We start from the raw sequence: 20401 nt of genomic DNA on the forward strand, positions 1-20401 counted from the left end.
AACCCCTTCTTCCTATATTCCGCAAGGCATTCTGAATTGTATAAACGTATCCTCAGACGGAAGCTGCTCCGTTCTGACTTTTTTTCCTTTGAGTACGGCATTGAGCTGCCGCAATGTTTCCGGATCGGGTGTTTGATCCCCATCCAGCCGGACAACCACATCTCCGTGATCCTGTCCGAAGTTCAAGGTCAGTTTGCGAACCTCTCCCCAAGACGACCGGCCGCCGCCATATTGATAGGCTCGAATCGCATCGGCAATCGCCCCCGTAAGCGACTCGCCATCCTCGGGAGAGACCAGAGCACTAAGCTGCAACTCTTCCTCTACGACCACATGCAATTCCAGAGCGACTCCACTGGTCCGGAAAGATTGAAGATAAAATACGAGTGAAGGAATACCCAATCTGGAGATTCGGCTTTCTTCGTTAACCCGCTCTACTATTCTTTCCACACATTGCACTGATTTATCAAGTTTGCCCAGTCTAAGATATCCATACAATACCTGAAGATCGTTCATCCAATCATGCCTATGATGATTTAATGATGCAATTGCTGTCTTTTCCATAGATTGTATGATGGTTCTGCGTTCCGCCTCTGCTTGTCTCTTCATCACATTCACAGAAACAAAAAGCACCGCGACGGACCACAATGCGTATACAGCTATTGAAATAATCACTGGATACAGCATAACGAAAACCAAAGGAATCAGAAGTGAACATGCCGCAATCCAGGGCACTCTTTTCCAAGATTTCATGGCTTCTCCCCGTTCTACAAAACTCGGTTGGTTTAAACCCCACCGTAACCAAGTATAACATGTCTTTTCTGCCAGTTCATTATCAAATAACCTATAAATACAAAAAGCCTCCGGCAAAAATGCCGAAGGCTCCTTAGGCGGAATGCCGATATTATGCTTCTACTGCAGCTGCTACTGGAGCAACATTCACAGGGTAGATGCTTACTTTTTTACGATCGCGTCCCCAACGTTCGAATTTCACAACGCCGTCAACTTTCGCAAACAAAGTGTCATCTTTACCGATACCCACGTTAGTACCTGGGTGAATTTTCGTTCCGCGTTGGCGAACGAGAATGCTACCACCAGTTACTGTTTGTCCGTCAGCACGTTTAACGCCAAGGCGTTGTGCGTTACTGTCACGACCATTCTTCGTGGAACCTACACCTTTTTTCGATGCAAATAACTGAAGATTTAATTTCAACATGATTGGTTGTCCTCCTTCTTTGATTATTTGACTTGCTCTATCTGAATATACTTTCCGTATGACTCTGCAATATCAGTGAGCATAAGCACCATGGATTCGAGTAGCAATTGTACCTGGGACCAGGTTCCGTCTTTCTCCAACACCGGTAAAGAAGCGCTTAAAAAGCCATTCTTCATCTTGGCGTCCATTTCGACACCAGTCAGTGTTTCAATCGAGTTCACCGTACCCACTGTAACAGCGGATACCCCGGCACATACGATGTCTTCTCCTCGCTTGGCAAAATTAGCATGCCCTTTGATGGAGAAACGATCGATGCTCCCGTCATCATTACGAAAGATTTGAACGATAATCACTTATCGCACCTTCTTACGCTTTGATTGCTTCAATAGTTACTTTTGTATACGGTTGACGGTGACCTTGCTTCACATGGTAGTTCTTTTTAGGTTTGTATTTGTATACAACAACCTTTTGTCCTTTGCCATGTTTCTCCACTTTAGCCGTTACAGTTGCTCCGGAAACCAATGGTGTACCTGCTGTCAAACCTTGATCGTTAGATACAGCCAGGACACGGTCGAACGTTACGCTTTCGCCATCGTTCGCAGTCAATTTCTCGATGAACAGAACATCGCCCTCTTGGACTTTGTACTGTTTGCCACCTGTTTCAATAATTGCGTACATTTGCCTTGCACCTCCTCATGTCTCAGACTCGCCCGGTCTCAGGTGACAGTGTCCTTGCGGAACTGTTCTTGTACCCGGCCAGTGCGGTTACAGCATGTGCAAGACCAATAGGCTAAACACATACCTGATGATTATACCACCAACTATACTAAAAATCAATGCAACGGCGAAATATATCTTTTGCCTGTCCCATGACAGGAAGAACACGGCTCCACGTAAGGGAGCGTGCTCTCTTCCCGTACCTTCTTACGGGTAAGTTCAAGCAATCCCAGCTTGGTCCAACCCATTACAAAAGCCTTGGTTCGATCCTTCTTGAGTTCATTTTCCAGCGTTGCCGCAACTTCATGCCGATTCATCGCTTCCTCCATATCAATGAAGTCCACAATAATCATGCCACCGATATCCCGAAGACGCATTAAACGGGCGATCTCAACCGCTGCCTGCATGTTCGTCTCCGTTACGGTCTCTTCCAGACTGTCGCCGCCTGCTCCCGTGTACTTGCCTGTATTGACATCGACTACAGTGAGCGCCTCGGTATGATCAAGGACAATATATCCACCTCCAGGCAGCCATATCTTGCGGGCGAAATCCCTGTTCAACTGCTCCTGCACACGATAAGCAGCAAAAATTGATTCTTCTCCCCTGTACACCTGTACTTTAGGTTGATGGCCTGGACAGATCTCCTCCAGCAAAGCACTCAATTCACGGGCTTGTGCTTCATTATCCGTAATGACTTCATCGCTGCCAGGCGTATACACATCACGAATGATCCGCTGAACCATACTTTGATCTCGATGCAGCAGGCTTGGTGAAGGCAAACTATCCGCTTTTTCACGAATCAGACGCCACTGCTCACGTAATGTTTCCAGGTCGGCCTGAATGGCTTCCCTCTGTTCCTCTGCGGATACAGTTCGTATGATAAGCCCCTCTTCGTCCCGTCTCAGTTGTTCACCCAGCGTTTTGAGGCGGGAACGATCGCCCTCACGGGCAATTTTCTTAGAGACGGCTACATAGTCCGCTAAAGGCATGTAGACAAGCCATCGGCCCGGCAGCGAATAATGAGTCGTCACCCGGGCTCCCTTGCTTCCTACTGGCTCCTTCAGGACCTGGACGATTACATCCTGACCTGGACGAAGCAGCTCCGAAATTGAAGGCTTCACTTTGGGTTGTTTCTCCAGATTGGGATGCAATACATCGTCCACATACAGAAAAGCATTCTTTTTCTGACCGATATCCACAAAAGCAGCTTGCATACCTGGTAACACGTTCACTACCCGTCCTTTGAAATACGAACCCAGCAGTCCACGCTCGCGTGTACGCTCTGCCATGAATTCTACAGCTTTGCCTTCTTCCAGAAGCGCCATTTGCATGAGGTTATGTTCATTATGTACAATCATTTGTTTCATGGCTTCACCTCTAGAAGACAATTCAATTCATCCACATCCATTCTGTATCTTTGCATACTCATTGTACATGTATTAACCCAATTCAGGACAGATCCACCAAGATGCTACAACTTATCCGTGTCTTGTTTGAAATAAGAACCGATGATTCGCTGCTCAGGCAAAACGGCCATGATTCTTCCCTGTCTATTCATCACATATATCATATGGTATCTTTCTCTCTTTAATAGACGCAAAATAGTCTCCAAAGGTTTCGCCGGAAATGAGATTATCGGCTGCGCCAAACTGCCTGTAGACGCATGACGGGTGAATGCACTTTCACGATTCATCAGAAATCGGATAAACCGGTAGGGAATATTACGGTAATCGGTCACATTGGAATAGAACAGAAAAATTCCGATCAACAGGATATTTAACGGCAGCCCGTAATCACCGGTAAACCAGCGACCGATGGCAACCAAGATAACCCCTGCGCTACACAGAATGCTGATTCTGTAAGTCCACATCAATGTCGTATAGTAGGGAGCAGCAAGACTAACGAGTGCCTGTACAATTTTACCGCCATCCAGCGGCAACACGGGTAGCAGGTTAAATAGGGCAATCAGCAGATTCCCCTGTATAATATAATCCAAAAAAAGCGGGTCTCCCAGGTTCCCATACTTCAGCAACAAAACGATTCCAACCATGAGCATATTTTGAAAAGGACCTGCCAAAGCGATAATGATCTCCCGCCGGGCTGTAATATTTCCGGCATCCTCAATAACGGCGACGCCGCCAAAAGGAAGCATCTGTATCGAAAGGACACGGCAGCCCAGAAGGGCTGCCGCTGCAGCATGTCCACATTCATGAATAAAAACGATGGCAAACAGCGTGATGAGTTCAATAAAGTTGCCAGTCAACAGGGAAGCCATCATGATAATCACAAAAAAAGGATGAAACGAGATACGTACACCCCACAACCTAATCAAGGGCAACCACTTCCGCAGGGTCTACGTACTGCTCGCCCTCTTTTACAGCGAAATACAATGTGGCAGGTTGATCATTTCCAGTCTCCTTTATGCTGCCGACCGCGTCACCCGCTTCTACCCAATCATTCACCTGGACTTCACTCTCGTTCAAGCGTCCGTATATCGCTGTGACTTGACCAGAGTGCTGGATTACAACCGTTGTCCCATTTTCCGGATCATCCAATACTTGAAGTACTCGTCCGGCATCTGAACTAACTACTTGAATAAGTCCCGTACCGCCAGCTTCAGGAACAATCTCAATGCCTTTCATGCTCAGAGCAAAAGGCTGAACGACAGTTCCCGAGATCGGTTTGCCGAGCAGATGTCGAATTCCCGAGCCGTTCACAGGATCGGTGGTATGTCCAAGAACAGGCAGGAATGACGGCGTTCCACCAAAATGCCGTTCGTACCAAGCAGCAGCATAAGCAAAATCCATATCCCGATGCAGCACATCGGCGATTACGGTTTTGGCAGGTGTCGTCCATGAGGTGTTCAACTGAAACAATCCCCAGACACCGCCGAATAATAAAATGCTAACCACCGTTCGTCCCACGAATGACTTCATCAGATTAAAGCGTGGATGTCCGCCAGGACCATAATGCCCATTCTCTTTTTTCCACAGCCACTCCGGATCTCTTTCCTGTTCCGCCAACGAAGATCTTGCCGTTCGTAGATTTTCTTGTATATCCATAGACGAGAAAGGATTACGTTGCGCAGATGAACGCTTATCGGATACCGAGCCCGATTCTCGCTGCTGCATAATTTCTTCCGTAGCACCATCCATTAACCGCCGAATGCGCTCTTCTCTTCTCTGCTTGATTCTGAGTTTCGTATTCATGGAATGTCCTCCCGCCGAGGCTTGTTTACTACATCTTATGAGGGGCTCGTTCATAATATGAACAAGCTTCGGCTGGAAGCAAAAATAACCCCACACCGTGGAGTCCTCCTGTGAAGTACATATCCTGTTCTATACAAGTCGCCTTTAATCAAAGGCTCCATAATAATCAAAAAGCCGGGCTTGAGGGCCACGGCTGTCATACATAAATGTGATAAGGAAGAGCCAGTTAACCCATTCCAAAAAACTTCTTAAAACGTGTGAAAGCACCCTTTTTTTGCTCCAATTGCATCAGAGGAACGGTATCTCCCAGAATACGACGGGCAATATTTCGATAGGCAATGGCCGCAAGTGAATCCGGATTCATTACTGTGGGCTCTCCCGAGTTGGCTGCCTTGATGACAAGTTCATCATCAGGAACGATCCCGATCAGATCAATATTAAGTACTTGTAAAATGCCGTCAATGTCGAGCATGTCGCCTGATTTAACCATATTGTTACGGATACGGTTCACAACCAATTTTGGCGATTTAATGTGCGAACTCTCCAGCAAACCAATGACACGGTCCGCATCACGCACAGCCGCATTTTCTGGTGTAGTGACCACAATGGCCTGGTCAGCTCCTGCAACCGCATTTTTGAACCCCTGCTCAATTCCGGCTGGACAATCAATAATGACGTATTCAAAATCTTTTTTTAGTTCGAGAATAATATCCTTCACTTGTTCTGGTGACACAGAGTTCTTATCTCTCGTTTGTGCTGCAGGCAGCATATATAATTCTTCAAAACGTTTATCTTTGACCAAAGCCTGATTCAGTCGGCAGCGGCCGTCTGCAACGTCGCACAGATCATAAATGATCCGGTTTTCGAGTCCCATCACGACATCCAGATTGCGAAGGCCGATATCGGTATCTACCAGACAAACCTTTTTGCCGAGCAGCGCCAGCGCTGTCCCGATGTTTGCCGAGGTGGTTGTTTTACCCACGCCGCCTTTACCCGAAGTGATCACGATCGCCTCTCCCATGAGCTACACTCCTTTAAACACATTAAAATCTCGGCGCAACCGAACGATATTGCTCATCTTGTCGATCTGCATCTGATTGTCCTGTAAATAAGCAAATTCCATTCCGGTCTCTCGGCTCTCCCACTCATCGGGAGGACGGCTGATGATGTCAGCGATCCGCAGCTGCGTTGGTGCAAACACCGAAGCAGCAATGATCGAGTCTTCGTCCCCACCAATTCCAGCGTGAGCCATGCCTCTGAGTGAACCCAAAACATATATATCTCCGGTACACGTTACTGTGCCCCCCGGATTGATATCACCAAGAAACAGTAGATTCCCTTCATGATGAAGCACCTGACCCGAACGTACCATACCACACATGGTTACAATCGGCGGCGGCCCTTTAACCTCTGGTTTAAGGGCCGGTGAGTCAATGGAACGAATGAGCAAATTCCCTTTTTGTTTCAATATATCAAGAACTGCTTCTTTCTGGTCCTCCGTCACTTCGCGGCTGCCCAGTTTGATATCCACATGAACAATCGGTCCGGTTAAAATATTTTGATGGCTGTGTTCCAGCTTATAGCGGAGCTCGTAGAGCAATTCCTCGAATTCACATTGATCGTCCAACAGGAAAACCAGGCCGTCTCGGATGCCTTTAATCGTTACGTGATTCGATTTTACCGTCATAAGCCTGTCCCTCCCATCTCATTACATTTCGTGCCCGGGTCCCCAAGTTCCTGCTTCTCACTCCATAAAATGTATCAAGAAGCTTCTTGTGCTTTGCTCTTTCTCTTACCAATCCGCTCCAGTTGTTTCCGAAGAGGAACATAAATGATCAGCGCGAACACAAAATGAATGAACAAATTGGGAATCATGTATTCAAGCAATGCCCAGTCAAATGTCACATGATTGAGTTGGAAGAGCTTGTACAGAAAGAATAACATGGTGTCATTCAGCAGACTTCCCAAAAGGACGACGGAAACCATAACCGGCAGTGGTGCACGCGGCGCTTGAAAAATAAGTCCCATCATATATGCCGATAATCCCATCGAGAATCCGTATGGTCCAATCATTTCGCCGTAGAATACGACATCGTGCAAGAGTCCAAATAATATGCCAAGCACCAACGCCGTGTGCCGATGATGATATACAGCAATAAACAAAATCACGATGTAGACCAGGTTGGCAGAAATACGCATTTGCCAGGCCGAAGGAATGAGCAGCGGAAGGATCGTTCCCTCAACAATGAACAAAACGAACAGTAACAGGAATAAGACTTGCTTGCGCGTTACCATTATTCTTTTACCTCAGGTGGAATAATCACAATCAGCTCTTTCCAGTCCAAAAAGCTTGCATAGGGCTTAATTCTAGCAGTTTGTGTTAAACCATATTCGCTTTTTTCAACCTTCTCCACTTCTCCGATACGCATGTACTTCGGAAAATTGTTGATAATCCCGGAGGAGATGATTTCATCCCCTTCTTTGATATCTGAATCCTCTGAAATCTTGGTCATTTTTAGCATGCCGGATTTTGGATCATAACTCTCGATCATACCAAACACTTTTTCTTTACCAACCGCTGTAGCTGCAATGGCGTTGGATGTTGGATCATTGGCGTCCATGGATGTTAACAGATTAACCGTTGACGTATATGAACTGACATGACTGACAACCCCAACCAGCCCCTCTTGCGAAGTAACAGCCATTCCAGCCTTGATTCCCGCATTTTCACCAATATCGATATTAATCGTTCTGCTGTTCGGGTCAGAGTTAGCACTGATGACTTGAGCAATTCGTGAACCGTAGTTATACCGATTTTTTTGTTCCTCTGTAAAATTGAGAGCTTTCTGGAGCTGTTCATTCACCTGCTCCATATCATTGTATTTCAGCCGATCTCGGGTATAGTGACCCATTGCAATGCGAAGCTCTTCATTTTCTTGATATACCGTACGCATGTTCGCCAAATCTTTGAAAAAGCCCGCTACAGAAGAAGCGGGCTTGTAAAATACGTATTGTACAAATCCGACTGAATCCTTCAGGAATTTCTCCGGCCAGGATAGAGCGGTTCGCGGACCGAGCGTAAAGCCCATTAACGCGATAAATGTAACAAGGCCCACCAGCAAAACAAAAAGTCTTTTGTTACCCAGCAGTTTAAACAGTTCGACCACCCTCTAACATCCATTATTCTCTTCCGAGCCATGCCCGGCGGGGAGACTGTCAGACTTATAGTCCCATCGAGAATATCAGTCGATTCTCCCCGGGTATGCGGGTAATAGCTCTCCCGGGGTTAACCGGGTCCTCTTCGTTGATATCATGGCCTTTGGTCGATAAACGAGCCAAGCATAGCATATATCAATTAACGTTTGGAACGAACTGCCGAACTGCTTCTGCTCTTGAACAAATGAATATTCTCAAGCGCTTTACCTGTTCCGATTGCAACGCAATCGAGCGGGTTCTCCGCTACGATAACAGGCATTCCTGTCTCACCAGCAAGCAGCTTGTCCAGATTGCGAAGCAATGCGCCGCCACCTGTGAGAACAATACCACGGTCCATAATATCTGCTGCCAACTCAGGAGGACATTTCTCCAATGTTACTTTTACAGCTTCAACAATGGCATTCACCGTATCCGCCAGAGCTTCGCTGATTTCATCCGAAGTAATCGTAATCGTCTTCGGCAGGCCTGTAACGAGGTCGCGTCCACGAATTTCCATTGTTTCCACTTGCTCAAGCGGCATAGCTGATCCGATATCCATTTTCAACTGCTCCGATGTACGTTCACCGATCATCAGATTATACTGGCGTTTAATGTATTGAATCACGGATTCGTCCATCTCGTCACCCGCTACACGAACCGAACGACTTGTTACAATACCGCCAAGAGAGATGACAGCCACTTCCGTTGTACCGCCACCAATATCGACAACCATACTACCCGTTGGTTCCCATACAGGCAGATCTGCACCAATGGCAGCTGCAAAAGGCTCTTCAATTGTATAGGCTTCACGTGCTCCAGCCTGTTTGGTTGCATCTTCAACCGCGCGTTGTTCTACTGCAGTAATCCCGGATGGTACACATACCATCACGTTCGGATGACGTTGGAACATGGAGCGTTGTTTCTGCGCCTCACGGATGAAATATTTGATCATCGTTGCCGTTGTATCGAAATCGGCAATAACGCCATCTTTCATTGGACGAATGGCACGAATGTTACCTGGTGTACGTCCAATCATTTTTTTGGCGGCTTCACCTACTGCCTCGATAGTTTTTGTATCTGTCCGTATAGCGACAACCGAAGGTTCGCGCACCACAATTCCTTTTCCACGTACATAAACCAGCGTATTCGCTGTCCCCAAATCAATACCCAAATCTTTCGTAAAACCACCAAACATGACGTAATCTCCTTTTCTGCCTCATATAGCCGCCCCAGTGAATCAAGAGCATTTCATTTTCATTACCACCATAATGGTGGAGCTAATATTCGCATTTGTTTTGTGTTGCATTGTTTTGCATTTGTAAAGTGAACCTATCTTCTACGGACAACGCCGTCAACATTCATAGGAAAACATCAACGCCAACCATTATATTATACTAAGCCCTTCTCCTTCAAACTTACGTACGTTCCATCTCCGATAATAATGTGATCCAGCACGTCTATGCCTACAATTTCGCCGGCTTCGATCAGTCTTTTGGTTATTTGGATGTCCTCTGGACTAGGCGTAGGATCACCACTGGGATGGTTGTGTGCGCACACAATAGAGGCGCTGCTGCATTTGATGGCAGCCCGGAACACTTCACGCGGATGAACAATCGAAGCGTTAAGGCTACCCATGGAGAGTGTTTCCTGGGCAATAATGTGGTTTTTGCTATTCAGGAAAAGACACACAAAGTGTTCTTTCTGCAAGTAACGCAATTGTTCGGTAAGGATATCGGCCGCATCACGTGGGGTACGAATTGAAGTTGACTGTGTAAGTCTGCTCTTCGCAATTCGATGACCAAGCTCAATGCTAGCTTTCAGCTGTACAGCCTTGGCCATGCCGATACCCTTCATCGCAGTCAGTTCTTCCAGGCTCAAATCCATCAACGAGCGAATTCCACCCGCTTCAGTCAGAATCCGCTGTGCCATATGCACTGCGGATTCCTGTCTTGTACCTGTTCGAAGTAAGATCGCCAGCAATTCAGCATGGCTTAAGGCGCCCGCCCCATATTCCATCATGCGTTCTCTCGGGCGTTCTTCCTGGGGGATGTCGCGCATCATATATTGAGGCGACTCCATATGTTCCCTCTTTTCAGATCGTCAATTGCGGAATTTCATGTACGTGGCAATACATGTACGCCGAATCCATCCAGCATGTCGCTTAGCAAGGACAACGGTAGGCCCACCACATTGAAATAACATCCTTCAACACGTTCTATCAATGAAGCACCAATGCCCTGAATGGCATATGATCCCGCCTTGTCCGAAGGCTCTCCAGTCTGAACATACGCACGAATCGTAGCTTCAGACAGTTCCTTCATCGTTACATTAGTCTGTCGATATTGAACCATGGATTGTCCATTACTTGCATCGATACAAGCTACTCCCGTGAAAACACGGTGTACACGCCCCTGTAGACGAGATAACATTCGTTCAGCGTCCGCTTCGTCTACGGGTTTACCAAGAATATCACCATCCAGAACGACAACAGTGTCACTACCAACAATAACAGCATCCTGTTCGCGACCTTCCAGCCCGCGATAAACGGCTAGCCCCTTACGCATCGCAAGCTCCTGTACCGTCTGTTCAGGAGTCCATTCCGGCGGTGTATCTTCATCGGCGTGACTTGGTATTACTTCAAAAGCTAGATGGAGTGATGCGATCAGTTCTTTACGCCGCGGCGAAGTGGAAGCCAGAATAATACGACGCTGTTGTGTTTTATCCAAAATAACCGGCCCCTTAAGCTACGGCGACATCCTGTCGGATCACGCTAGTAGATATCATTTTTTTTAGTTTCTTCGTCAAAATTCGTCATTCTCCTATAACCTGCGATACAGCCATACAGCAGCAATAATACCGATCAGACTCAGGAGGCTCATTTGAAATTGAAGTGAAATATCATAACTGATAATATCCAGATCAGCCTGCGGCGACCAACGAATGGTCGTGGCTTTCGTTAGAAAGGCAACGGCCTTTACAGGCTGCAGTGCCTTGGCGATCCACGCACCGGCTAGCCAGCCGAGCAGCAGAAACAGCAATAACATGCCGAAGTTTTTTTTCATCGGTGATCTTCCCTCGCCATTTTTTGACACCCACATTATTATACGGGGTTTTGTACGTCAATACAAACACAAATCCGGCAAGGGGAACTATTTCCAGTTCCTTGCCGGATAGGTATTTCAAGGCTGTGTTATGGGAAAGCGGTGATTACTGTTTTATCGCTTCAAGCCATTTTTTTTGTTGTAATACATATTCCATCAGATCGGACTGTACAGACCACATATGCACATTAGCCGGATTTTTGTTGTATTCGGCAATTGCTGTTACCGCACTGGCCATCGATTTTTCCATCGCCGATACATAGGGTTGCACGTCTGCACTCAGGCCTGGTGCAATACTATTCAAACCGGTCAGCCAGAGCTGATGCTGGTTCTGTAATGAGGTCATCGTTTCGGTTGAGACGGCTTCTGGAACAGACTGACCAAGTTGCTGGATCGAGAGGGTAGACAGTTGTTCAACCAAAGCAGATCCACTTGCGAAGAATTGCTGCACATCCTCTGCTTTTCCGCCAAATACTGCCGGGTTCACTTCTGGGTTGACGATTTCCTTGACGTACAGCTCCACACCTTCGGCCTTAAGCCTTGAGCTGAGCAGCTTGGCCTCCTCACGGTCAGCCGAAATGCCAGCATACACCCGATTACCATCCTCCGGGTCGGAGCCTGCGGCAATGCCTGCCTGGGACAGTTCCACCTTCGCCTGTTCAGCGCGTTCAGGAGAACTGAACACACCATATTGCAGGGCATAATAGCTGCCACCTGTAGTCGTTGCCTGGAGCTGCTGTTCCGAACCTGCCACTCCCTGCTGACCTGTTACGGCCGATACCGCCTGATTGGCAGGGATCTTGCTCCCAGGATCTACGGCACCTTCACGATTAAAAAAAGAAAGAATTACCATGCCGAAGAGGGCACCGGTTACAAGTGCACCCGTTACTGAACCAATCATTTTCCAGCCCCTTGGGGGACGATTTCGCTTATAAGAGTAGTTTTCACTATCTGCAAGCCAATCATGACCTCCATAATTCTCGTCCGATCTGTTCTCGTCCTCATCTCCCGGATACGCAGTAAGATGATTATAATTATATCCAGGCTCATCGATTTTCGAATCCTTGTCCGTTCTTTGGTAAGGTTCAGGTACAGTGGAGCCTGTCAGTATCGTCTCTCCCCAGTCACCGGGAATATCCTCTGGTGTCCATGAAGGCGTTGAATTCAACCGCATTGGTGTTGGCGTTGGACTGTGCGGAATTTCTTCACTCAAAGCTGCAAATGTGCTGGATGTGGGTATCCCCTTGTTTTCAGGCTTGTCCGACTCGTTATCCCCAAAGCGAAACGTCATTCTAGCATTGCTCACCCCGTACCCTCTCCTTTGTCCCATTTATAACAGCTATATGCGGAGAGAATTAGAAACATTCCATTTCATGCAAAAAAACCGCCTGCTTCGAAATGAAGTCAGACGGTTTTATGATTGTAATTATTTCAACCCTTTGGCAAGTGTATCGCCAACTTTCCAGATATCACCTGCACCCATCGTGAGCACAAGATCGCCTGGCTGAAGACGGTTCTGCAGATCTGCAACAACTTCTTCCTTTGTCGGAAGATAACGCGCAGAAGCATTACTGTTTTGAACAATGAGTTCAACCAGCCTAGCCGAGTGAACACCTTCAATCTGTTTTTCGCCCGCAGGGGAATAGATATCGGTAATGAGAACCTCATCTGCTTCTGCAAAGGCACGACTGAACGCATCAAGCAGGAAGAACGTACGTGTGTAACGCTGTGGCTGGAATACCGCAATGATACGTTTCCCTGTTGCTTTGGCCGCACTGATTGTAGCCTCAATCTCGGTCGGGTGATGAGCATAATCATCAATAATCAGCATATCACGCGCCTCACCCAGCACCTGGAATCTGCGTTTCGCTCCATGGAACTGGATAATGGCGGCTGTAATTTTCTCAAATGGAATACCTGCTTCCAGACAGGTAATAACCGTAGCCATCGCATTATAAACGTTATGTTTACCTGGAACTGACAACTCCACCTTACCCAACACATTGCCCTGATGGCTCATCGTAAAGGAAATTCGGCGGTCGCCAAGCACGATATCTGTTGCTGTATAATCAGCAGCATAATCAATGCCGTATGTGGTCACCCGTGATTTCAGCTCCGGTAAAATGGCTTGAACATTCTCGTCGTCAGCACATACAATGGCCGTGCCTTCTGGACGAATCTGACTCAGGAACTGCACATAAGCCTTTTTGAGTTCTTCAAAATCACTGTTGTAGTTCTCAAGGTGATCCGCTTCAATATTAGTCACAATACCGAGCCAAGGATGATACTGCAAAAATGAACCGTCGCTCTCGTCCGCCTCTGCAACAACCCAGTCGCCTTGGCCTGCCTTGGCGTTGGTCCCCACGTTCATGATTTCCCCGCCAATGATGTATGTCGGGTCTGTATCACATTTATCCATAACGAGTGCAATCATGGATGACGTAGTTGTTTTGCCATGAGCCCCGGCTACAGCCACACCTTTGCGCTCGTTCAGCAAACGCGCGAGCATCTGGGCGCGATGCAGAATCGGGATGTTCAGCTTTTCAGCTGCTACCCGTTCCACATTATCAGCTGGAGCTGCCGTGGAGTAGACAACCAGGTCTGCCCCGTTTACATGCTCTGCCGTATGTCCGATATATATTTTCGCTCCCTTGGCTGCCAGCTTCTCGGTCAACTCCTGTGAAGCGACATCCGATCCGGTAACGGTGTATCCCATCTCAAGCATAACTCTCGCGATGGCACTCATGCCATATCCGCCAATCCCTATAAAATGAACGTGTTCCGATGTATTTAACAAAACTTTCACCAACCTTTTTCAGAATCGGTTTGATGCAAAAGGGCTGCCCGCACATCTGCAATCAGGTACAATGTGCCGGACACCACCCCCAGATCTTCCGCTTCCGTCCGTGACTTCAATAGATCAAGTGCCTTTGCCCATTCGGGCTCGACGATGATTTCCAGCTCCGGTTTCGCAATGGCGGGACGTACCCGTTCGACGATCTGCAGCAATTCGGCTGCATCCATTTTGCGTCGGAAATCTGGCTCGGTCAGGATCAGCGTATCCACTAGTGGCAGTATATGCTGCAAATACGCTTCGTGATGCTTATTCGCCAGCATGCCCATCATCAAAATTAACTTGTTGTGAGGATATACGTCGATAATGCTCTTGGCCAGCGATTCGGCCCCCTCCGGATTATGCGCTCCATCCAGAACAATGCGGGGCTGATCAACCACTTTCTCGAACCGTCCTGCCCAGAAGGCATGTTCCAGTCCAAGCGCAATATCTTCATCATCCAGCATAAATGCCATGTATTGGCGAAGCAACTCTAGTACCATAAGTGCGCCCGCTGCATTGTCGCATTGATGTACGCCCTGCATGCGAATACGAGCGTCCAGATCACGGAACGGTCCTGTAAAATGAAAAGATTGTCCGTTCTCATCACTGTCCAGTCTATGATAGGAGAAACGATCTCCCGCCAGATACACAGTTGAACGCAGCCGCTCTGCCGTCTCCTGGATCACCTTCACAGCCTCTGGCTGCGTGGCACAGGTAACAACGGGTACCCCCGCCTTAATAATACCCGCCTTCTCTCCAGCAATCGCCTCAATCGTATCTCCCAGTACATCCGTATGGTCCATACCGATATTGGTAATGACCGATACCACGGGTGTAACAATATTCGTTACGTCCATCCTTCCCCCGAGCCCTGTCTCCCATACTACAATGTCAGGGTAGCACTCTTCCGCATAATACAGAAGGGCGATTGCTGTAGATACCTCAAACATCGTAGGTGATCCAAGGGGAGTTGAAGCCATCTCTTGAACCAATGGATACAGGCGGTTTGAGATTTTGAGCAAAGTTTCTTCCGGGATATCCTCACCGTTGTACTGAAAACGGTTTGTGAATTTGGTGATATAAGGGGACGTAAACGTTCCAACATCATATCCCGCCTGAAGAAGCACTGACGTCAAAAAAGCGCAAGTCGAACCTTTGCCGTTCGTTCCCGCGACATGAATAAATTTGAGACGCTGGTGAGGATTACCCAGCAATGACATCAATCCCTCGATTCGTTCCAATCCAGGTCGGATGCCAAAAGGAATAAGGCCATTGATCCAGTTCACGGCCTCGTCATAGGTAAGTAAAGGAGATGCTATTTCTGTCCCGTTAAGTTCCGTCATATGATTCACCTTTGGTTTGAGTTTGGTTGAAAAAAGCGGCCGGATGGCGCAGAAGCACTCCATCCGACCCGAATATATTAACCTTTCAGTTCCTTGATTCGTGCAATCACCTTATCCCGTTTATCGGAATAATCAGCTTGCTTGGCGCGCTCTTCCTCAATAACCTTGGCAGGAGCCTTGGCAACAAAGCCTTCGTTCGCCAGCTTTTTCTCCACACGGAGTACTTCGCCCTCAAGGTTCTGCAACTCTTTCTCCAGACGAGCCACTTCCTGATCAATATCAATAAGACCCGCCAGCGGCAAGTACAGCTCAGCCCCAGTAATGACTGCAGTCATTGCTTTATCCGGTGAACTCAGATCCAAGCCGCTGTCGAACTCGGACGTATTACAGAAACGTTTGATGTAATGGCTGTTGCGTTCAATGATGCTGGATGTCTCTGCGTTGTTCGCTTTCACCATCAATTCAATTTTCTTGCTCATTGGTACGTTTACTTCTGCACGGATGTTTCGTACTGCACGAATGGTATCCATAAGCAGGTTCATCTCGGCAACCGCTTCTGGGTTCTCCAGTGCAGGGTCATACACAGGCCAGGAAGCCAACGTAATCGTTTCGCCTTCATGCGGCAGATGCTGCCAGATCTCTTCCGAAATGTACGGCATGAACGGATGAATCAGGCGCATAGTCTGATCCAGCACATAAGCAAGAACCGATTGTGTTTTCTTCTTGGCAACCGGATCTTCCCCATAGAAGGACAACTTCGCAAATTCAATATACCAGTCACACAGGTCATCCCAAATAAAGTTATACAGCAAACGGCCTGTTTCTCCAAATTCATATGCTTCGATTAGACGCGTAATATCACGAGAAGTTTCGTTCAGGCGGTGCAAAATCCAGTAATCCGCTGTTCCAAGGTCTCCACTAATATCACGATCTTCATAGGTGAACCCTTCCAGATTCATCAAAGCGAAGCGCGATGCATTCCAGATTTTATTGGCAAAGTTACGAGCCTGTTCAACCCGCTCCCAGCGGAAACGGAGATCCTGACCCGGAGTACTACTTGTAGAGATCATGTAACGCATTGCATCCGCACCATATTTCTCAATCACATCCAACGGATCAACACCATTGCCTAGCGATTTGGACATCTTGCGTCCGTCTGCATCACGAACAAGACCGTGCATCAGCACATCCTTGAACGGAACCTCTTCCGTGAACTCCAGAGCGGTAAAGATCATACGCGCCACCCAGAAATAAATAATGTCATACCCTGTTACGAGTACACTTGTCGGGTAATAACGTTTCAGATCTTCCGTGTCTTCCGGCCAGCCTAAAGTAGAGAACGGCCATAATGCGGAGCTGAACCATGTATCCAGAACATCTTCATCCTGTCTCAGCTTGCGTCCAGCGTATTCTGGCAATGTTGTCGGATCTTCAGCAGATACAATAACTTCTCCAGTCTCCTCGTCGTACCAGGCAGGAATACGATGACCCCACCACAATTGACGAGAGATACACCAGTCACGAACATTCTCGATCCAGTTCAGATACGTTTTCTCAAAACGATCCGGAACAAAATGAACCCCTTCACCGCTTTGTTGCTTCTCAATCGCTTTCTCCGCGAGCGGCTTCATCTCAACAAACCACTGTGTGGACAAATACGGCTCAACAACAGCTCCTGTACGTTCGCTGTGTCCAACCTGATGCGTATGATCCTCGATGTTGATCAATACGCCCTGTTCTTGCAGGTCTGCAACAATCTGCTTACGGCAGTCACTGCGATCCAGTCCCTGATATTTGCCTGCTTCGGCATTCATCGTACCCGTCTCATCCATCACCGTAATCTGTGGCAGATCATGACGAAGGCCCACTTCGAAGTCATTCGGATCATGAGCAGGCGTTATTTTCACGGCGCCGCTTCCGAAATCTTTATCTACGTACTCATCTGCAATAACCGGAATTTCCCGTCCGATAATAGGCAGAACAAGCACCTTGCCAATCATGTCTGCGTAACGCTCATCCTTAGGATGAACTGCAACTGCCGTATCTCCCAACATCGTTTCCGGGCGAGTAGTCGCTACTGTGACATACCCACTTCCGTCTTTGAGCGGATAACGCAGATGGTACAAGTGACCCTGAACTTCTTTATATTCAACCTCGATGTCGGACAGTGCAGTCCGATTCACCGGGTCCCAGTTAATAATTCGTTTGCCTCGATAAATGAGGCCTTTTTCATACAGTTGAACAAACACTTTACGCACAGCCTGGGATAGACCTTCATCCAGTGTAAAACGTTCACGCGAGTAATCGAGCGACAAGCCCATCTTGCCCCATTGCTGACGAATGGTCGTTGCGTATTGCTCTTTCCAGTCCCATACCTTCTCCAAGAACTTTTCGCGTCCCAGATCATAACGAGTCTGACCTTCTTCACGCAATTTCTGCTCTACTTTGGTTTGGGTAGCAATACCTGCATGGTCAGAACCCGGCAGCCACAGTGCATCATAGCCCTGCATCCGCTTGGTACGAATCAGAATGTCCTGCAGTGTGAAATCGAGCGCATGCCCGATATGGAGCATTCCGGTTACGTTCGGGGGTGGGATTACAATCGTATAAGGTTCAGCATCTTTACGCTGGCCTGCTTTGAAATATCCATTTTCCATCCAAGTGGAATACCATTTTTGTTCCGCAGCTTTCGGATCATATGTGGTTGGCATTTCTGTTGCAGCTGAATTTTTTTGTTCAGACATGTGTCATTCCTCCGTTACTTATTCATCATCGCCAAAAAACAAAAAAACCTTTCATCCATCAAAGGACGAAAGGTTAGCTTTCGCGGTACCACCTTTGTTTCACGCAGATAGAAAGGTAGACTACCCCTTCTGAACTTACGTGACACTTCAAGCAGATAACGGCTGCGACCGGCCCATCCTACCTTAGGAATGAATGATACTAAAGTTACTCATCCCTTGTATTCAAACAGGCAACTCCCGGGCGACTTCGATCAGTTGGTTCCTACGGAATTTCCCAGCGCTACAATCCCGCTCTCTGAAAGGTCATACTGTCTACTACTCCCGATCCACGTTGTTCTTCAAAAAACCTAAACACATCATACCCTGCCCGTGCCCGATAGTCAACCTGACAACAGCGGAAAAAGCGCGCTGCAATGCAGGTTGAGGGCTGACAAAGCAAAAACCCGCCATCCTCAAGGGATCACGGGTCGAAATGGTCATTAAACCAGCCTACAGGTTAAGGGATATATAGAATCTGTCCTTCTTCCACAACCTGTTCGGACAAACGATTATACAACTGGAGCTCTCGGGTACTTAACTGATATCGGTCTGCAATGGTATCGAGCGTCTCTTCACGCTGTACAATGCATAACTTCACCTTACGGAACGGGGTCTGATCGACAATGGTGCCGAGAAACAGGTTCTTCCACTCTACATCATCAGGCGGGTATGCTTCTTGCTGCTGGACTCCAGCAAGTGCCTCTTGCTCCCGTTCAGCCTCCGCCTCCCGTGTCACCCTGCCAGAGGATAACAAGGAGGAGATGCCTACGCCCTCTTCCTGTTTGGGTGCGGATTCTCTCTTGCTGCCAAAAGCAACCTTAAGCTCCGGCTTGTCTTCCGTCTCAGCCACAGGTTCAGGGATAAAAGATTCTTTTTCAGCAGGCTCATTCGTCTCCACCGCTTCAAGAGGAGGTGTGTTTTCCTCCGAAATTTCCGGTTCAGATGCTGCGAAGACATCCTGCCAGTTCTCTGACTGCGAACCTGCCGGAACATTTGCAACCGTCTGATCCTCCTGCTTTGGTTCAGATCGGGCAGATTCAAAATGCCATACGTCCGGCGCTGCCTGTTCATCCGAAGGCTGCAGATCCAGTTTGGAATCGGTCTGCTCCGAATTCCTTAGGTTCGTATGTAAGGTCTCGACGGAAGGCTCGGACCAGACAGACGACTCTTCAGCCAGAGGAAGCAAAGGCTCAGATTCAGGGTAAGAAGCCAACCTGTCGGCTGTCTCCGCTAAAAAAGACGAAACGGGAGAAGGCGTATCGGACAACACATCCGCTTGCGCTTCATCCTCCTTGTCCCTCAAGGACGAGGACTCTTCGTTTTCAGCTATTTTGCTTTGCTCCGCATTCCCATCCCCTTGCTGCCAGGATTGAAACGGTTCGGAAGCAGCTTGAAATAGATGTTCCTGCTGTAACTCCTCTTCGCTCCGTTGAAGCAGATACTCCTGAGCAAACACATTGGGATAGCTGCCTATCTGCTCTGTTTCAGCAGAACGGTCGCCCTGCTTAGGGTCGGGCGAATGTACAACGGTAAACTCATCTGCTGACCAGACCTGCGGTTCCTCCACCGGAAAGCCCTCGATACCGCGAAGCGACAATACGCCAGTAATGTTCAGACTTCGGTTGGATAACAAATCGACATCAAAATTTTCGATCTCAATGGAAATATCCTCAAGCGATCTTACCCGGTTCAGGGGTACCGTGATCTCCACCGGAATAAAATGTTTGAGTTCCTCCGAGATCTCGTTCTCTCCCCGATACGCACCTGTTAGCAAAAGATGGCCTCGCAATGTTGCATGATCATCCTGACCTATCACCTGAATGCGGGGATATAACTCAATTTCCTCCAGTTCCTCAATTGCAGGAACTCCCTCTGACAAATGAACGCGCTCATAAATATCGAACCGTAAACCATAAGGTTGATTCAACAAAGGTGGCGTCCTCCTTTCGGCATATGTTCACCATGATCCTTCTCATGGGACTGATCCATGGTCCAAATCCTTCG

Annotated in this window: 20 protein-coding genes and 2 other annotated features; all 20 genes read right to left on the reverse strand. The window is 47.8% G+C overall.

The window, feature by feature from the left end; translation table 11 throughout:
- Positions 1–12: 12 nt before the first annotated feature.
- A complete protein-coding gene (locus PTQ21_RS30295; protein WP_063568125.1) occupies positions 13–750 on the reverse strand; it encodes a Spo0B domain-containing protein in 738 nt (245 codons plus the stop codon).
- Positions 751–901: 151 nt separating this feature from the next.
- On the reverse strand, positions 902–1213 hold the full coding sequence (gene rpmA / locus PTQ21_RS30300) for a 50S ribosomal protein L27 (RefSeq protein ID WP_024633959.1): 312 nt from the start codon (positions 1211–1213) through the stop codon (positions 902–904).
- A 23-nt stretch (positions 1214–1236) separates the two neighbouring features.
- On the reverse strand, positions 1237–1566 hold the full coding sequence (locus PTQ21_RS30305; protein WP_063568124.1) for a ribosomal-processing cysteine protease Prp: 330 nt from the start codon (positions 1564–1566) through the stop codon (positions 1237–1239).
- 13 nt (positions 1567–1579) lie between these two features.
- Positions 1580–1891, reverse strand: a complete 312-nt coding sequence (rplU, locus tag PTQ21_RS30310; RefSeq protein ID WP_062328098.1) for a 50S ribosomal protein L21 — start codon at positions 1889–1891, stop codon at positions 1580–1582.
- A 14-nt stretch (positions 1892–1905) separates the two neighbouring features.
- Positions 1906–1990, reverse strand: a sequence feature (ribosomal protein L21 leader region).
- Positions 1991–2046: 56 nt separating this feature from the next.
- Entirely contained in the window at positions 2047–3297 is a 1251-nt protein-coding gene (locus PTQ21_RS30315) for an Rne/Rng family ribonuclease (RefSeq protein ID WP_064635829.1), read from the reverse strand.
- Between the two features lie 104 nt (positions 3298–3401).
- Positions 3402–4262 carry a site-2 protease family protein gene (locus tag PTQ21_RS30320; RefSeq protein WP_269055416.1) on the reverse strand — a complete coding sequence of 287 codons (861 nt, stop codon included), beginning with the start codon at positions 4260–4262 and terminating at the stop codon, positions 3402–3404.
- Positions 4255–5139, reverse strand: a complete 885-nt coding sequence (locus tag PTQ21_RS30325; RefSeq protein ID WP_063568121.1) for a M23 family metallopeptidase — start codon at positions 5137–5139, stop codon at positions 4255–4257. The genes PTQ21_RS30320 and PTQ21_RS30325 overlap by 8 nt, the downstream gene beginning before the upstream one ends.
- A 226-nt stretch (positions 5140–5365) precedes the next feature.
- On the reverse strand, positions 5366–6160 hold the full coding sequence (gene minD / locus PTQ21_RS30330; RefSeq protein WP_063568120.1) for a septum site-determining protein MinD: 795 nt from the start codon (positions 6158–6160) through the stop codon (positions 5366–5368).
- 3 nt (positions 6161–6163) lie between these two features.
- A complete protein-coding gene (gene minC, locus PTQ21_RS30335) occupies positions 6164–6826 on the reverse strand; it encodes a septum site-determining protein MinC (RefSeq protein ID WP_063568119.1) in 663 nt (220 codons plus the stop codon).
- A 74-nt stretch (positions 6827–6900) separates the two neighbouring features.
- Positions 6901–7434, reverse strand: a complete 534-nt coding sequence (locus PTQ21_RS30340) for a rod shape-determining protein MreD (RefSeq protein WP_063568118.1) — start codon at positions 7432–7434, stop codon at positions 6901–6903.
- The gene (gene mreC, locus PTQ21_RS30345; protein ID WP_274568293.1) at positions 7434–8306 is read right to left on the reverse strand and encodes a rod shape-determining protein MreC; all 873 of its coding nucleotides are present in this window, start codon (positions 8304–8306) and stop codon (positions 7434–7436) included. Before mreC ends, PTQ21_RS30340 begins: the two co-directional genes overlap by 1 nt.
- A 188-nt stretch (positions 8307–8494) precedes the next feature.
- A complete protein-coding gene (locus tag PTQ21_RS30350) occupies positions 8495–9529 on the reverse strand; it encodes a rod shape-determining protein (RefSeq protein WP_063568116.1) in 1035 nt (344 codons plus the stop codon).
- A gap of 194 nt (positions 9530–9723) precedes the next feature.
- Positions 9724–10413, reverse strand: coding sequence for a RadC family protein (gene radC, locus PTQ21_RS30355; RefSeq protein WP_063568115.1), 690 nt, complete (start codon positions 10411–10413; stop codon positions 9724–9726).
- Between the two features lie 35 nt (positions 10414–10448).
- Positions 10449–11060 carry a Maf family protein gene (locus PTQ21_RS30360; RefSeq protein ID WP_274568295.1) on the reverse strand — a complete coding sequence of 204 codons (612 nt, stop codon included), beginning with the start codon at positions 11058–11060 and terminating at the stop codon, positions 10449–10451.
- A gap of 93 nt (positions 11061–11153) precedes the next feature.
- Positions 11154–11396 carry a DUF4321 domain-containing protein gene (locus PTQ21_RS30365; RefSeq protein ID WP_024633972.1) on the reverse strand — a complete coding sequence of 81 codons (243 nt, stop codon included), beginning with the start codon at positions 11394–11396 and terminating at the stop codon, positions 11154–11156.
- Between the two features lie 145 nt (positions 11397–11541).
- Positions 11542–12726 carry an SPOR domain-containing protein gene (locus PTQ21_RS30370; RefSeq protein WP_274568297.1) on the reverse strand — a complete coding sequence of 395 codons (1185 nt, stop codon included), beginning with the start codon at positions 12724–12726 and terminating at the stop codon, positions 11542–11544.
- Positions 12727–12861: 135 nt separating this feature from the next.
- Positions 12862–14181, reverse strand: coding sequence for a UDP-N-acetylmuramate--L-alanine ligase (murC, locus tag PTQ21_RS30375; RefSeq protein ID WP_063568112.1), 1320 nt, complete (start codon positions 14179–14181; stop codon positions 12862–12864).
- Positions 14182–14237: 56 nt separating this feature from the next.
- Positions 14238–15614: a bifunctional folylpolyglutamate synthase/dihydrofolate synthase gene (locus PTQ21_RS30380; RefSeq protein ID WP_274568299.1), complete on the reverse strand. Its 1377-nt coding sequence runs from the start codon at positions 15612–15614 to the stop codon at positions 14238–14240.
- A 77-nt stretch (positions 15615–15691) separates the two neighbouring features.
- Complete coding sequence (locus PTQ21_RS30385) at positions 15692–18358, reverse strand: valine--tRNA ligase (RefSeq protein WP_063568110.1); 2667 nt, start codon at positions 18356–18358, stop codon at positions 15692–15694.
- A 58-nt stretch (positions 18359–18416) separates the two neighbouring features.
- Positions 18417–18696: a binding site (T-box leader), on the reverse strand.
- Positions 18697–18854: 158 nt separating this feature from the next.
- Entirely contained in the window at positions 18855–20327 is a 1473-nt protein-coding gene (locus PTQ21_RS30390; protein ID WP_072735414.1) for a LysM peptidoglycan-binding domain-containing protein, read from the reverse strand.
- Between the last annotated feature and the right edge of the window lie 74 nt (positions 20328–20401).

This window comes from Paenibacillus marchantiae, from assembly GCF_028771845.1.
GTDB classification, from domain to species: Bacteria; Bacillota; Bacilli; order Paenibacillales; family Paenibacillaceae; genus Paenibacillus; species Paenibacillus marchantiae.

Coding starts and splice junctions, on each gene's coding strand:
- radC (WP_063568115.1), bottom strand. CDS start 10,413: ATGGAGTCGCCTCAATATATGATGCGCGACATCCCCCAGGAAGAACGC.
- PTQ21_RS30350 (WP_063568116.1), bottom strand. CDS start 9,529: ATGTTTGGTGGTTTTACGAAAGATTTGGGTATTGATTTGGGGACAGCG.
- PTQ21_RS30340 (WP_063568118.1), bottom strand. CDS start 7,434: ATGGTAACGCGCAAGCAAGTCTTATTCCTGTTACTGTTCGTTTTGTTC.
- minD (WP_063568120.1), bottom strand. CDS start 6,160: ATGGGAGAGGCGATCGTGATCACTTCGGGTAAAGGCGGCGTGGGTAAA.
- PTQ21_RS30315 (WP_064635829.1), bottom strand. CDS start 3,297: ATGAAACAAATGATTGTACATAATGAACATAACCTCATGCAAATGGCG.
- murC (WP_063568112.1), bottom strand. CDS start 14,181: ATGAGTGCCATCGCGAGAGTTATGCTTGAGATGGGATACACCGTTACC.
- rplU (WP_062328098.1), bottom strand. CDS start 1,891: ATGTACGCAATTATTGAAACAGGTGGCAAACAGTACAAAGTCCAAGAG.
- minC (WP_063568119.1), bottom strand. CDS start 6,826: ATGACGGTAAAATCGAATCACGTAACGATTAAAGGCATCCGAGACGGC.
- PTQ21_RS30325 (WP_063568121.1), bottom strand. CDS start 5,139: ATGAATACGAAACTCAGAATCAAGCAGAGAAGAGAAGAGCGCATTCGG.
- PTQ21_RS30370 (WP_274568297.1), bottom strand. CDS start 12,726: ATGACGTTTCGCTTTGGGGATAACGAGTCGGACAAGCCTGAAAACAAG.
- rpmA (WP_024633959.1), bottom strand. CDS start 1,213: ATGTTGAAATTAAATCTTCAGTTATTTGCATCGAAAAAAGGTGTAGGT.
- PTQ21_RS30365 (WP_024633972.1), bottom strand. CDS start 11,396: ATGAAAAAAAACTTCGGCATGTTATTGCTGTTTCTGCTGCTCGGCTGG.
- PTQ21_RS30295 (WP_063568125.1), bottom strand. CDS start 750: ATGAAATCTTGGAAAAGAGTGCCCTGGATTGCGGCATGTTCACTTCTG.
- PTQ21_RS30380 (WP_274568299.1), bottom strand. CDS start 15,614: ATGACGGAACTTAACGGGACAGAAATAGCATCTCCTTTACTTACCTAT.
- PTQ21_RS30385 (WP_063568110.1), bottom strand. CDS start 18,358: ATGTCTGAACAAAAAAATTCAGCTGCAACAGAAATGCCAACCACATAT.